The sequence below is a fragment of the Armatimonadota bacterium genome, assembly GCA_031432545.1.
GTDB lineage: Bacteria > Sysuimicrobiota > Sysuimicrobiia > Sysuimicrobiales > Sysuimicrobiaceae > Caldifonticola > Caldifonticola tengchongensis.
Genome location: JAVKGX010000004.1, coordinates 103,469 through 115,830, shown reverse-complemented (window position 1 = coordinate 115,830; position 12,362 = coordinate 103,469). Strand labels below are relative to the sequence as shown.

The 12,362-nt window shown below is 68.4% G+C and carries 10 protein-coding genes and 4 tRNA genes; 11 read left to right on the top strand and 3 right to left on the bottom strand.

Annotated features, from left to right (window positions below; genetic code table 11):
* Positions 1-135: 135 nt before the first annotated feature.
* The 3 genes from QN163_06165 to QN163_06155 all read left to right on the top strand — a co-directional run bounded on the left by QN163_06165 (position 136) and on the right by QN163_06155 (position 3,477).
* Positions 136-1,131, top strand: coding sequence for a zinc-dependent alcohol dehydrogenase family protein (locus tag QN163_06165; GenBank protein MDR5683592.1), 996 nt, complete (start codon positions 136-138; stop codon positions 1,129-1,131).
* Positions 1,132-1,187: 56 nt separating this feature from the next.
* Positions 1,188-2,354, top strand: coding sequence for a VLRF1 family aeRF1-type release factor (locus tag QN163_06160; protein MDR5683591.1), 1,167 nt, complete (start codon positions 1,188-1,190; stop codon positions 2,352-2,354).
* A gap of 109 nt (positions 2,355-2,463) precedes the next feature.
* Positions 2,464-3,477 carry a radical SAM protein gene (locus QN163_06155; GenBank protein MDR5683590.1) on the top strand — a complete coding sequence of 338 codons (1,014 nt, stop codon included), beginning with the start codon at positions 2,464-2,466 and terminating at the stop codon, positions 3,475-3,477.
* Positions 3,478-3,603: 126 nt separating this feature from the next.
* Here QN163_06155 and QN163_06150 read toward each other — a convergent pair.
* A tRNA-Arg gene (locus QN163_06150) sits at positions 3,604-3,679 on the bottom strand.
* A 699-nt stretch (positions 3,680-4,378) separates the two neighbouring features.
* Positions 4,379-5,230: a creatininase family protein gene (locus QN163_06145; GenBank protein MDR5683589.1), complete on the bottom strand. Its 852-nt coding sequence runs from the start codon at positions 5,228-5,230 to the stop codon at positions 4,379-4,381.
* Between the two features lie 199 nt (positions 5,231-5,429).
* Here QN163_06145 and QN163_06140 point away from each other — a divergent pair, with 199 nt between their 5' ends.
* Entirely contained in the window at positions 5,430-5,831 is a 402-nt protein-coding gene (locus QN163_06140; protein MDR5683588.1) for a hypothetical protein, read from the top strand.
* Between the two features lie 50 nt (positions 5,832-5,881).
* Positions 5,882-5,956, top strand: a tRNA-His gene (locus QN163_06135).
* A 103-nt stretch (positions 5,957-6,059) separates the two neighbouring features.
* Here QN163_06135 and groL read toward each other — a convergent pair.
* Entirely contained in the window at positions 6,060-7,685 is a 1,626-nt protein-coding gene (gene groL / locus QN163_06130) for a chaperonin GroEL (GenBank protein MDR5683587.1), read from the bottom strand.
* A 231-nt stretch (positions 7,686-7,916) separates the two neighbouring features.
* Between groL and QN163_06125 the strand changes: the two genes are divergently transcribed.
* The 6 genes from QN163_06125 to clpX all read left to right on the top strand — a co-directional run bounded on the left by QN163_06125 (position 7,917) and on the right by clpX (position 12,293).
* Positions 7,917-8,636, top strand: coding sequence for a DUF881 domain-containing protein (locus QN163_06125; GenBank protein ID MDR5683586.1), 720 nt, complete (start codon positions 7,917-7,919; stop codon positions 8,634-8,636).
* Positions 8,637-8,694: 58 nt separating this feature from the next.
* A tRNA-Lys gene (locus QN163_06120) sits at positions 8,695-8,770 on the top strand.
* 192 nt (positions 8,771-8,962) lie between these two features.
* A tRNA-Leu gene (locus QN163_06115) sits at positions 8,963-9,047 on the top strand.
* A 72-nt stretch (positions 9,048-9,119) separates the two neighbouring features.
* The gene (gene tig / locus QN163_06110) at positions 9,120-10,367 is read left to right on the top strand and encodes a trigger factor (protein MDR5683585.1); all 1,248 of its coding nucleotides are present in this window, start codon (positions 9,120-9,122) and stop codon (positions 10,365-10,367) included.
* Complete coding sequence (clpP, locus tag QN163_06105) at positions 10,364-10,972, top strand: ATP-dependent Clp endopeptidase proteolytic subunit ClpP (GenBank protein MDR5683584.1); 609 nt, start codon at positions 10,364-10,366, stop codon at positions 10,970-10,972. The genes tig and clpP overlap by 4 nt, the downstream gene beginning before the upstream one ends.
* Positions 10,973-11,027: 55 nt before the next feature.
* Positions 11,028-12,293 (top strand): ATP-dependent Clp protease ATP-binding subunit ClpX, encoded by a 1,266-nt coding sequence (gene clpX, locus QN163_06100; protein MDR5683583.1) that lies wholly within the window; start codon positions 11,028-11,030, stop codon positions 12,291-12,293.
* Positions 12,294-12,362 lie beyond the last annotated feature (69 nt).

Below are 12,362 nucleotides of genomic sequence, written 5' to 3'. Positions count from 1 at the left end.
CACGCTTCCGATGGCGTCGGGAGCCGTCTCCCGGCGGCGCCGGAGCCTGCCACGGGTCCCCGCAGAGCCAGGGCGGAGGCGGGACCGGCGACGTCGAAAGGCGGAGGGTAGGGAAGGAGGCCAGAACCCGGCGCGATGCGCGCGATGGTCCTGGATGAGCCGCGCCGACCGCTGCGGGCCGCCGACATACCACGCCCGAAGCCGGGGCCGCAGGACGTGGTGGTGCGGGTGACCGCCTGCGGGGTGTGCCGCACCGATCTGCACGTCGTCGACGGCGAGCTGCCCGATCCAAAGCTCCCGCTGGTTCCCGGACACCAGGTCGTTGGCACGGTGGTGGAGGTCGGATCCGGAGCGCAGCGGTTTCGAGTCGGGGATCGTGTCGGGATTCCCTGGCTGGGCTGGACGTGCGGTACCTGTCGATACTGCACCGGCGGTCGCGAAAACCTCTGCGGGCAGGCCCGGTTCACCGGATACCACGTCGACGGCGGCTACGCGGAGTATGCGGCGGCCGATGAGCGTTACACATTTCGGATTCCGGAGGGGTTCACAGACCTGGAGGCCGCGCCGCTGTTGTGCGCCGGAGTGATCGGGTACCGGGCACTGCGAGCGGCCGGCGACGCGGAACGCATCGGCCTGTACGGGTTTGGATCGTCGGCCCACTTCGTCGCTCAGGTCGCCCGCCACGAAGGCCGGCGGGTCTTCGCGTTCACCCGTCCCAACGACCGAGAAGGGCAGCAGGCCGCACTCGAACTGGGCGCGGAGTGGGCTGGCAGCTCGGACGAAGCGCCCCCCACCGAACTGGACGCGGCGATCCTCTTCGCGCCGGTCGGCGCCCTCGTTCCGGTCGCCCTGCGGGCAGTGGAGCGCGGTGGCGTCGTGGTGTGCGCGGGGATCCACATGAGCGGCATCCCGCCAATGCCCTACGCGCTGCTGTGGGGAGAACGCGTCGTGCGATCGGTCGCCAACCTGACGCGTGCCGACGGTGAGGCCTTCCTGGCGCTGGCCGGGCGCATCCCCGTCCGCAGCCGAGTGCAAGCGTTTCCGCTCGACGCGGCGAACGACGCGCTGGAGGCCTTGCGGGCCGGAAGGCTGCGCGGGGCGGCGGTGCTCGTGATGCCGGGTCCGGGGTGACGACAGTGCGCTGCGATCCATGAATCGTGTTCGATCCACCACTTGTGGAGGTTCCGATGCTGCACCGCAGGGAGATCGACCGACTCATCGAGCAGGATCGGCGGGACGTGCTCACGGTCTGCCTCGACACCGATCCGACGAAGCCCGAAAACCAGCGCGCGGAGCCTGCGTACCGGATCTGGTTGCGCCAAGCGTTGGGGGCCGTTCTCGACCGGCTGCCCAGGGAGAAGCGCCGCGAGTTCAGCCAGCTCGCCCAGCGGGTCGAGGCACACATCCGTGACGGACGGTCGCTGGGTCGTGGGATCGCGCTGTACGCCGCCGCGGACCTGTGGAAGGAGTACGTGCTGCCGGTGCCCGTCGCGAACGTGGTGCGCGTCGGCCGGCCGGACGTGTGGCCGCTGCTGTGGGCAAGCCAGGAGTACCCGCGCCACGTGATCCTGACGGTCCATCGCGACCAGGCGCGGCTGCTGGTCGCCTACCTGGGGGATGCCGAGGTCGTCGAGGAAGAGGTGCTGGATCTGGACACGCACGACTGGCGCTTCAAGTCGGGGCGGCCGCCCTCGTTCACGAAGGGGCTGGGAACGGGCGCCAGCCGCGGGGCGCAGCGGGACACCTTCGACGCGAGGGTGGACGCGCACCTGCGGCGCTTTTGGGCGGGGGTCGCGCAGGCCACTGCCGCTGTGGTCGAAGAGGAGGGCGTCGACCGCCTCGTCATCGGGGGCCCGGAGGAGGCGGCCAACGCGACGCGCGACCTGCTTCCGGAGACGGTGCGCGGCCGGGTCGTCGCGGTCGTCCCGATCCCGCCGCAGGAGGAGTGGCCGCGAATCCGCCAGCGCGTGCTGGCCGTGGCGCGAGAGGCCGAAGCCCGCCGGGAGGCCGAAGTGGTCCGGTCGCTCCTGGAGGGGGAACCGGGGACGGCGGTGGTCGGGGTGGCCGGGACGCTGGCGGCGTTGAACCGGCGCCAGGTGGCGACAGTCGTCGCGGATCGGGACCTGGGGGGCGAGATCTGGCAGTGCGACGAGTGCGGCTACGCCACCGGTGAGCGCGCAGAGTCCTGCCCGGTCTGCGAGGGCGCCATGAGCGCACTGTCGCCCACACAGGCGCTGCCGTTGCTGGCTTACCACAACCGCGCCCGGATCGAGGTCGTCGACGGGGAGGGGAGGCTGCGGCCGTACGGAGGCCTGGGCGCCCTGCTGCGCTACGAGGTCCGACCTGCCTCATGATTTCAGGCGCCGGCACGGCCTGGGTGATCCGGGTCGGGGCCACCGGTGTGGGCGGCGGATTGCCCGGGCCGGTACAGGTTGCGAGAATTGGCGTGGCGGGTGGTGAAGCATGTTGTTGGCCAGCCGAGAGATCCCCGTCGAGGTGCACGGACACGGTCGATTCGTCGACCGCCGGTCGGACTTCCTCCCGGCCTATCTGCGCACCTACGAGGAGGGCCGGCTGCGCGACAAGGTCGAAGACGCGCTGGAGGCGCTGGGGGACTGCACCCTGTGTCCCCGCGACTGCCACGTCAACCGCCTGGACAACCGTTTCGCCGTATGCAAGACCGGCCGTTACGCGCGCGTCTCTTCCTTCTTCCCCCACTTCGGCGAGGAAGACGTGCTCCGCGGATGGCGGGGTTCGGGCACGATCTTCTTCGCGTGGTGCAATCTCCGCTGCCAGTTCTGTCAGAACTTCGAGACCAGCCAGATCGGCGAGGGAGAAGACCTCTCGCCCAAGCAACTGGCGGCGATGATGCTGCACCTGCAGCAGATCGGGTGCCACAACATCAACTTTGTGACTCCCGAGCACGTCGTTCCGCAGATCCTGGAAGCTTTGCCGTACGCGATCGAGGGCGGGCTGCGACTCCCGCTCGTCTACAACACGAGCGCCTACGACAGCCTGCACAGCATCGCCTTGATGGACGGCGTGGTCGACGTCTACATGCCGGACTTCAAGCTGTGGCACCGGGAGCACGCCCGCAAGTACCTGCTGGCGCCCAACTACCCCGACGTCGCCCGCGAGGTGATCCGGGCGATGCACGAGCAGGTGGGGCCGCTGCGGGTGGACGAGGACGGACTGGCGCTGCGCGGGCTGATCGTCCGCCACCTCGTCATGCCCGGCCTGTTGGACGACACGCGTGAGATCTTGAACTGGATCGCCGGTCTGTCCGTCGACACGTACGTGAACGTCATGGATCAGTACTATCCGGCGTGGAAGGCGAAGACCGAGCCCAAGCTCGCCCAGATCAACCGGCGGCTGTACCCGCAGGAGTTCGAACAGGCCCTGCGCTTCGCACGCCAGGCCGGGCTGTGGCGCCTGGATGCGCGGTGGCGCCGGCTCGACCGCGTCCTGTGGGCCTGAGTCCTGCCGGCCGCGGTCGGGATGCGGTGCCGGCTGGTTTGCTGCCTCCGTGGGGCAAACACTGCGGGGGGTCGCCGATCGGACCCGAACCAGGCCCTCGCCGGCACGGAAAAAAGACAGCAGTCGTGGCGCGCCCGGAGGGATTCGAACCCCCGACCCGCTGCTTAGAAGGCAGCCGCTCTTTCCCCTGAGCTACGGGCGCCGGTCAAACCCCACTATACCGATGGCTCCGCGGATTGCATACCGGTTCCGCCAGTCCAGGAAAGCAACCGGAAGGTCGCCCAGATCATGCAGAACGCCTCGGATCTCATGATCTACGGGGGTTACCGGGCCTTGCGGTCGGCATCGAAGTTGCAGGAAACCCTTGGTGAGGGGCTTTGCCGTCCGATCGCGCTCTGATCGTCGGTGCCGGAGCAGCGGGGACCATCCCGGCTGTGCGAAGCTGTGTGCGGGCGCGCGAACTAGGGGCGCTTGCATTGCTCGTGGGCCCACCGCCGGCTCAGAACGACGAAGTTTTGTTCGGCTACTACGAACAGGTCGCCCGCGCAGTCGATGTTCCCATCGTGGTGCACGACTACCCACCGGCGACGGGTGTCGTGCGGCCGGTTGACATTGACCAAGCTCGTGCAGCTGACGAGAGAGAACCCCGCGCGGCTGTTCGGACTGTGGCCGCAGAAGGGAAGTTTGCGGCCTGGCGCGGATGCCAACTTGGTGCTCGTGGATCTTTCCGCGCAATCCGTGCACGATTCTTCCAAGCTTCAGACGAAGGCTCGAGGAACTACCTTGATCTACGACGGTATGCGGTTCCAGGGGCTGCCAGTTGCGACCTTCGTTCGTGGACGGGTGGTGATGCGCGGCGGAGAGGTCGTCGGACCTCCGGGCTGGGGGCGCTGGATCCGACCTAAAGTTCCTCACTTCCGCGTTCCTCCCGGGCGCCCGTGTCGGAGTCCACGCGTCTGCCCTGGGTTCCCCGTCGGAGGTCCAGTCCTCGCGACTCCTGCTGGGCCTCCACGGCTTGCACGAGGTGGTCTACGAGACGGTCGAGCACACCCAGCCCGAGCTGTGGAGAGGCGGCGCGCGGGTCGCCGAGGATCCCATTGGGCGTGACCGCCCGCAGGCCATCCCGAAACAGGGTGTCCACGTCGATGCGGCCGGTGAAGCCCGGTTCGATGCGGTCCGTGCGGACGAGGTCGGGCCGCAGCGCCATCATGACCGAGGTTTCGCAGGCATCGGCGTGGATCGCGTCCACGTCCTGCGGGGCACCTAGGGAAGCCGCGGCGTCGACCATGACGCGCATCATGTCGTGCAACCCCACGTCGCCGGCCACCGCGAGGATCCGGGCACCGTCGGGACCGAACTCCCGGCGGAGACGGTCCGCCGCTTCCTGCAGAGGTCGGAAGTTGCCGCCGTGCGAGGAGAGCAAGACGAACGTCCGGAACCCGTGGGGGACGAGGGATCGCACGTAGGAGGCGACCAGGTCCGAGAACACACCGGTGGGGACGGAGAGGCTGCCCGGGAAGGCCAGATGGTGGTCGGAGCAGCCGGGTCGGATCACCGGTGCCAGCAGAGCCCCCAGCCTTCGCGCGACACGCTCGCCCACCGCCTGCCCGATCAGCGCGTCGGTTGCCAGCGGCAGGTGTGGACCGTGCTGCTCGGTTGAGGCGGTCATGATCACCACGGTCCGGACACCCCGCGCCACGGCCTGCTGGATCTCGGGCCAGGTCATCTCCTCCAGGAGCACTGTGTCGGCCATGCTTCACCTCGCTCTCGCATGTCTTGGCGCGTTGGACGCGGTTCGGCCGCAGGTGCACGGCTTCGCATCGGCGCTACTCCATACTACCCCCCCGGCCCGGCGGACAGTGTCGCTTGACGCAGGTCCGCCGGCCTTCCATGATCGGAGCATCGGGGGGCTCGGTGCCGGTCCACGGTGCCGTGGGGATCGTGAGACTGACATGCGGCAACGGGGCCTTAGCGCGGTCGAGGTCCTGCTGGCGCTGCTCATCCTCGGGGCGCTGGCGTTCCTGCTTACCAGTGGTCAGTTCGGGCCGCGCCGCGAGGTCGAGACCCGCCGGACGGTGGCCCGCAGCGCCTACGACCAGGAAGCCTTCGCCCGATTCACGCTGATCCGGACGCAGGCAGCCGCCTACCTGCCCGGCCACGGCGGCCTGTTCACCTGGCTGGGCCCGCAGGACCTGGACCTCAGCCCGACCCCCCATTGGACCTTTTCGCTGCGAAGGGTCAGCGCGTTGGAGATCGCGGTCATCGCGCACGGCCGTACGGACAACCAGGGCCGCCGCTGGCGGCTTTCGATCCGCAGCGACGGCAGCGCCACCACCATGTTGGAGGAGCCGTAGGAAGTCTGTGGCCGGTGGTCACCGCCCGCTGGTATACTGCTCTGTGCGCGGTGGCCGTAGCTCAAAGGTAGAGCACCAGACTGTGGCTCTGGGGGCTGCGGGTTCGAGTCCCGTCGGCCACCCCATCCTGTCATGTGGCGGCCCGCGGCGGGGGCGATTCAGGTTGACGGAAAACCGACGGGGTTCCCGGCTCCGGGAACCCCGTCGGCTTGCGAGGCAGGCCCGAGTCTAGAAGTCCTCGTCCATACCGGGCGTGGGCGGGGTCGTGGCCTTCTTTTTCTCCTTCTTCTCCACGACCAGCGCCTCCGTCGTGAGCAGCAGCCCGGCGACGGAAGCCGCATTCTGCAGGGCCAGCCGCGTGACCTTGGTCGCGTCGACCACGCCCGCCTTCACCAGGTCGGTGAACTCGCCCGTGAGCACGTTGAGGCCGAAGTTCTTATGCTTGGACTCCTTAACGCGCTCGACGACCAGCGAGCCCTCCATGCCGGCGTTGGCCGCGAGCTGGCGCAGCGGCTCCTCGAGCGCGCGGCGCACCAGGGCCACGCCGACCGCCTCGTCCCCCTCGGCCTTCACCTTGTCGAGGGCGGGGATGCAACGGATCAACGCCACCCCGCCGCCCGGCACGATGCCCTCCTCAACCGCGGCCTTCGTGGTGTTGAGGGCGTCCTCGAAGCGGTGCTTCTTTTCCTTGAGCTCCGTCTCGGTCGCCGCGCCCACCTTCACCTGGGCCACGCCGCCGCTGAGCTTCGCCAGACGCTCCTGCAGCTTCTCGCGGTCGTAGTCGGAGGTCGTGTCCTCGATCTCCTTCTTGATCTGAGCGATGCGGCCCTGGATGTCCTTAGAGTCGCCCTTGCCGCCGACGATCGTCGTGTCGTCCTTGGTGACACGGACCTTGTCGGCGCGACCCAGCATCTCGGGCTCAACGTTCTCGAGCTTGATGCCGATGTCGTCACTGATCACCTTGCCGCCGGTGAGGACTGCCATGTCCTGCAGCATCGCCTTGCGGCGGTCGCCGTATCCCGGCGCCTTGACCGCGACGCTGTGGAGCACCCCGCGCAGCTTGTTGACGACGAGGGTGGCCAGGGCCTCGCCCTCGACATCCTCGGCGATCACGACCAGGGGCTTGCCGAACCGGATGACCTTCTCCATCACGGGGACGATGTCGCGGGCGGCGCTGATCTTCTTCTCAGTGAGCAAGATGAACGGCTCCTCAAGGACCGCCTCCATCTTGTCGGGGTCGGTGATGAAGTACGGCGAGATGTAGCCCCGGTCGAACTGCATGCCCTCCACGACCTCGGTGGTCGTGTCGATGCCCTTGCTCTCCTCAATGGTGATCACGCCGTCCTTGCCGACTTTGTCCATCGCGTCGGCGATGATCTCACCGATCGCGGGGTCGTTGGCGGCGATGCCGGCCACGTGGGCGATGTCCTCGCGGCCCTCCACCGGCTGGCTGATCTTCTTGAGCTCTTCGACCGCGGCCTCGACGGCCTTGTCGATCCCCCGCTTGATGAGCATCGGGTTGCTGCCCGCGGCGACGTTCTTCAGTCCCTCGCGGACCATCGCCCAGGCCAGCACGGTCGCGGTCGTCGTCCCGTCGCCCGCCAGGTCGTTGGTCTTGCTCGCCACCTCGCGGACGAGCTGGGCGCCCATGTTCTCGTAGGGATCGGCGAGGTCGATCTCCTTGGCGACGGTGACGCCGTCTTTGGTGATGGTGGGAGAGCCCCACTTCTTTTCCAGAACCACATTGCGACCCTTCGGACCAAGCGTGACCCGGACCGCGGAGGCGACCTTCTCGACGCCACGCTCCAGTGCCCGCCTGGCCGCCTCGTCGTAGAGCAGCAGCTTTGCCGGCATCCGTTCTCGACCTCCTTGTGTAGGGTGTGAGGATTCGGACGTCTAGCACTCTGGGGAAGAGAGTGCTAATCCACCGTCTATTGTTCCAAGTCCGGGCGCGCCGATCAAGGGGGTCTTGGGAGGGCCGGGCGACCAGACCCACGACCCCGCCGGAGCTTCGGTCCGGCCCGGCGGCCGCGTTGTGACCGCGTGCGGCTGCTGATAGGCTGAGGGAGGATCGTGGGAGAGGGGATGGCGGCCCGTGGTCAGTCCCACAACCCGGCAGGGGCGATCGCCGTCGCGGCCGTCGCCGTGGGGTTTCTGCTCGTGGTGCAGTTCCGTTCGATGCAGGCGGTCCGCCCGACGCCGGCGGTTCCGGTCCGCCGGGTGGAGGAAATGGCGGTGCTCGTCGCCCAGGCCGAGCAGGCGAGGGCGGTGCTGGAGGAGGAGGTGGCCCGCCTGCGGCATCGGCTGGCCGAGTACGAGCGCCTGACGGCGGAGGGCAAGGCGCTGACGGCCGCGCTGGCCGAGGAAGCGGCCCTGTACCGGGTGGTGCTCGGGCTGACCCCGGTGCGGGGACGGGGGATCGAGGTCACCGTGGAGGCGGGCCGCGCGGTGGGCGTCCCGCTGCCGGCGACGCTGGAGGCGAACGACCTCGCGGGGATCGCCAACGAGTTGTGGGCTGCGGGCGCCGAGGCGATCGCGATCGGCGACCGGAGGGTGCTGGCGAGGTCGGCCTTCCGACAGTCCGGCCCGCGCATTGTGGTGGACGGCGCGCCGCTGCGTCCGCCCTATGTCATCCGAGCGATCGGGCCGGCCGACGAGATGGAGGCGGTCCTGCGGATCCGCGGCGGGTTCGTCGATGGGTTACGGGCGGTCGGCGTGACGGTGCGAGTGCAACGTCGGCAGGTGCTTCGTCTGCCCGCCTACACCGGGCCGCTTACATTCCGGTGGGCGGAACCGGTACCGTGAGGCGACTGCCGCCGTCGTCGTGTTGCCGTCCGTCCCGCGCGTTGCTACAATCGGCGCTGGGCCATTAGCTCAACTGGCAGAGCAGGGGACTCTTAATCCCAAGGTTGTAGGTTCGAGTCCTACATGGCCCACCATCGGGCAACGGTGGTCTGTGGTTGGTGAAGCGAAGACCCCGCGGGTACGCCCCAGCGGGGTTCGTCGTTTGGGAGGACGAAGCCAGGGTTACGCGGCAAAAGGGCCGCCCGCAGACGTTGGTTGCAAAGAAGGGCGCGCGGGCTCTTTGGGATCGCCGGAGGGGTGCGGGCCTGTGGGTGGCGGCAGCCGGGGCGGGCGTGGCGGAACGGCAGACGCGCGGGACTTAGGATCCCGTGGGGGCAACCCGTGGGGGTTCAAATCCCTCCGCCCGCACCAGGGGTGTCGACGACACCAGATCGGAGTGCGGTGTGCGCGTCCGGGAGCGAGGGTTGAATGGTGAAGGTGGAAGTGAGACGTGAGCCCGGCAGCCGTGCGGTCCTGGAGGTCGAGGTGCCGCACGACCGCGTCGACCGGGCGATCCAGGCCAGCTTTGCCCACCTCGGCCAGCGTGCGAAGATCCCCGGTTTCCGTCCGGGCAAGGCGCCGCGCGCGATCGTCGAGCGTTACGTCTCCCGGGAGGCGGTCTACGAGAGGGCCCTGGAGGCGTTGCTCTCCGAGGCGTACCCCGAGGCGTTGGAGGCGACGGGAATCCGTCCGGTTGCGCGGCCCCACATCGACGTCCAGGGGATCGTCGAAGGCGAGCCCCTGCGCTTCACCGCCACCGTCGAGGTGGAGCCCGACGTCCGGTTGGGTCCGTACCGGGATCTGCGCGTACCCCGCGAGCAGGCGGCCGTCTCGGAGGAGGACGTCGAACGGACGCTGGAGGCGCTGAGGCTGCGCTACGCGCAGCTCGTCCCCAAGGACGGCCCGGCGCAGGCCGGAGAATTCGTCCTCATCCGCACAGATCATGCTCCGGAAGGCGCCGATCGGCTGACCCCGGGCCGCGAGCTGCTCCTGGAACTGGGGGCGCCCGACACCCCCGCCGACCTCGGTGCTGCCCTGGTGGGCAGGCGCCGCGACGAGATCGTTGAGATCGGGAATGAGCGAGGCACGGTGCGGGTTACAGTGGTTGACGTCCGCGTGCGCGAGATGCCGCCCGCCGACGACGCATTCGCACGGACGGTGAGCGACAGACAGACGCTCGACGAACTTCGGGCAGACATCCGCACGCGGCTGGAGGACGAGGCTGCCCGGCAGGCCCAACGGGACTACGAGGAGAGGGTCGTCGCCGCCCTGGTAGAGGCTTCTCAGTTCGACGTGCCGGAGACGATGGTGCACACGGAGGTCCACGCGCTGTTGGACGACCTGCAGGAGGAACTGCAGCACCGCGGCCTGACGTTCCAGCGATACCTGGAACTCAGGGGCAAGACCGAACAGCAGGTGCACGACGAGATGCGTCCGGCCGCGGAGCGTCGATTGCGCGCGCGGCTGGTGCTGGATGCCGTCGCGGCGGCTGAGTCGCTGGAGCCGTCGGAGCAGGACCTCAAAGAGGCGGTCGAGAACCTAGCAGGCGGCGCGCCAGAAGCGGCGGACAGCGTCCGCTCGTGGCTGCAAGACGAGACCCGGTTGGCAGTGCTCCGGGCCCGGCTGAGGCGACGCAAGGCGCTGGCCTTCCTGACGGCCGTCGCCTCGGGACAGCAGGGAGAAGGACCATGACGCTCGTTCCGATCGTCGTCGAGCAGAGCGCGCGCGGGGAACGCGCCTACGACATCTACTCGCGCCTGCTCAAGGAGCACATCATCTTCCTGGGCGGTCCGATCGACGACGATGTGGCCAACCTGGTCATCGCCCAGATGTTGTTCTTGGCCTACGAGAACCCCGAAAAGGACATCCAGCTGTACATCAACAGTCCCGGAGGCTCGATGACCGCGGGGCTGGCCATCTACGACACGATGCAGCACATCCAGCCCGACGTCCAGACGATCTGTGTGGGTCTGGCCGCGTCCGCCGGGGCGCTGCTGCTGGCGGCGGGCACCAAGGGGAAGAGGTCCGCGCTCCCGTACTCCCGCATCATGCTGCACCAGCCCTGGGGCGGCGCTCAGGGTCAGGCCGTGGACATCGACATCCAGGCCCGCGAGGTCATGGAGCTGCGGCGCATCCTCAACGAGATCCTCGCCCGCCACACCAACCAGCCTCTGGAGCGGATCGAGCGGGACACGGACCGGAACTTCTGGATGAGCGCCCAGCGCGCCATGGAGTACGGGATCGTCGACCAGATCGTGCAACCGCGGCCGGAGAAGCTCGCCAAGCTGGCCCGGTGAAGGCAGTGAAGTTGCTCTCGTCCGACACGAGGAGGCAGCAACCCTGGGAGGCGCGATGTTCCGGTTTGGCGAGGAGCGGGAACGGCTGAAGTGCTCGTTCTGCGGCAAAACCCAAGACCAGGTACGCAAGCTGGTGGCCGGTCCCGGGGTCTACATCTGCGACGAGTGCATCGAGCTGTGCAACGAGATCCTCGAAGAGGAACTGTACGGCGAGCATGAGGAGGGCGGTCCGCGCAACCTCCCCAAGCCGCACGAGATCTACGAGACCCTCTGCCACTACGTCGTCGGTCAGGAGCGGGCGAAGAAGGCGCTGTCCGTCGCCGTCTACAACCACTACAAGCGGATCGGACACCGCCGGCCCACCGACGTCGAACTCCAGAAGAGCAACATCCTGCTGATCGGGCCTACGGGGTGCGGGAAGACCCATCTCGCCCAGACGCTGGCCAAGATCCTCGACGTGCCCTTCGCGATCGCCGACGCAACCAGCCTGACCGAGGCCGGGTACGTGGGTGAGGACGTCGAGAACATTCTGCTGCGGCTGGTGCAGGCCGCCGACTACGACGTCAAGAAGGCCGAGCGCGGCATCGTCTACATCGACGAGGTGGACAAGATCGCGCGCAAGTCAGAGAACCCTTCAATCACGCGCGACGTGTCGGGCGAGGGCGTGCAGCAGGCGTTGCTTAAGATCCTGGAGGGCACGACGGCGAACGTGCCCCCGCAGGGCGGGCGCAAGCACCCCCACCAGGAGTTCATTCAGGTGGACACCACGAACATCCTCTTCATCTGCGGCGGCGCGTTCGAGGGGCTGGAGAAAATCGTCGAGAGCCGCGTGCGGCAGGCGAGCATCGGGTTTGGGGCCCACGCCGGGGCACGGTCGAAGAGGGTCGGCGAGATGCTGCGCTACGTCATGCCCCAGGACCTGCTGCGCTACGGGTTGATCCCCGAGTTCATCGGGCGGCTGCCGGTGATCACGCCGCTGGAGCCCCTCACCGAGGACCACCTGGTCCGGATCCTCGTGGAGCCCAAGAACGCGCTGGTGCGCCAGTACCAGAAGATCCTCGAGATGGACGGTGTCGACCTGGTCTTCGCCGAAGACGCGCTGCGGGCGATCGCGCGCGAGGCCATGGGCAGGGGCACGGGCGCCCGCGGGCTGCGGACGATCATCGAGGACATCATGCTCGAGGTGATGTACGAGATCCCCGGTCGCCCCGACATCAAGCGTTGCATCGTCACTCTCGAAGCCGTGGAGCGGCGGGCTCGACCCATTCTCGTGACCGCCGCGGAGGCCAAGCGCTTGGCGAAGGAGAAGCCGGCATCCTGAACGCCGTGGCCACGGGCCGGTGGCTCTTTATCCCCCAGTTTCGGGGAATCTTCCCGTTGCGTTGCGCGT

What these genes read in the sequence shown, in the direction of transcription:
- QN163_06125 (MDR5683586.1), top strand. Translation starts at nt 7,917, where the DNA reads ATGGCGGCCCGTGGTCAGTCCCACAACCCGGCAGGGGCGATCGCCGTC.
- groL (MDR5683587.1), bottom strand. Translation starts at nt 7,685, where the DNA reads ATGCCGGCAAAGCTGCTGCTCTACGACGAGGCGGCCAGGCGGGCACTG.
- QN163_06145 (MDR5683589.1), bottom strand. Translation starts at nt 5,230, where the DNA reads ATGGCCGACACAGTGCTCCTGGAGGAGATGACCTGGCCCGAGATCCAG.
- QN163_06160 (MDR5683591.1), top strand. Translation starts at nt 1,188, where the DNA reads ATGCTGCACCGCAGGGAGATCGACCGACTCATCGAGCAGGATCGGCGG.
- QN163_06140 (MDR5683588.1), top strand. Translation starts at nt 5,430, where the DNA reads ATGCGGCAACGGGGCCTTAGCGCGGTCGAGGTCCTGCTGGCGCTGCTC.
- clpX (MDR5683583.1), top strand. Translation starts at nt 11,028, where the DNA reads ATGTTCCGGTTTGGCGAGGAGCGGGAACGGCTGAAGTGCTCGTTCTGC.
- QN163_06165 (MDR5683592.1), top strand. Translation starts at nt 136, where the DNA reads ATGCGCGCGATGGTCCTGGATGAGCCGCGCCGACCGCTGCGGGCCGCC.
- QN163_06155 (MDR5683590.1), top strand. Translation starts at nt 2,464, where the DNA reads ATGTTGTTGGCCAGCCGAGAGATCCCCGTCGAGGTGCACGGACACGGT.
- clpP (MDR5683584.1), top strand. Translation starts at nt 10,364, where the DNA reads ATGACGCTCGTTCCGATCGTCGTCGAGCAGAGCGCGCGCGGGGAACGC.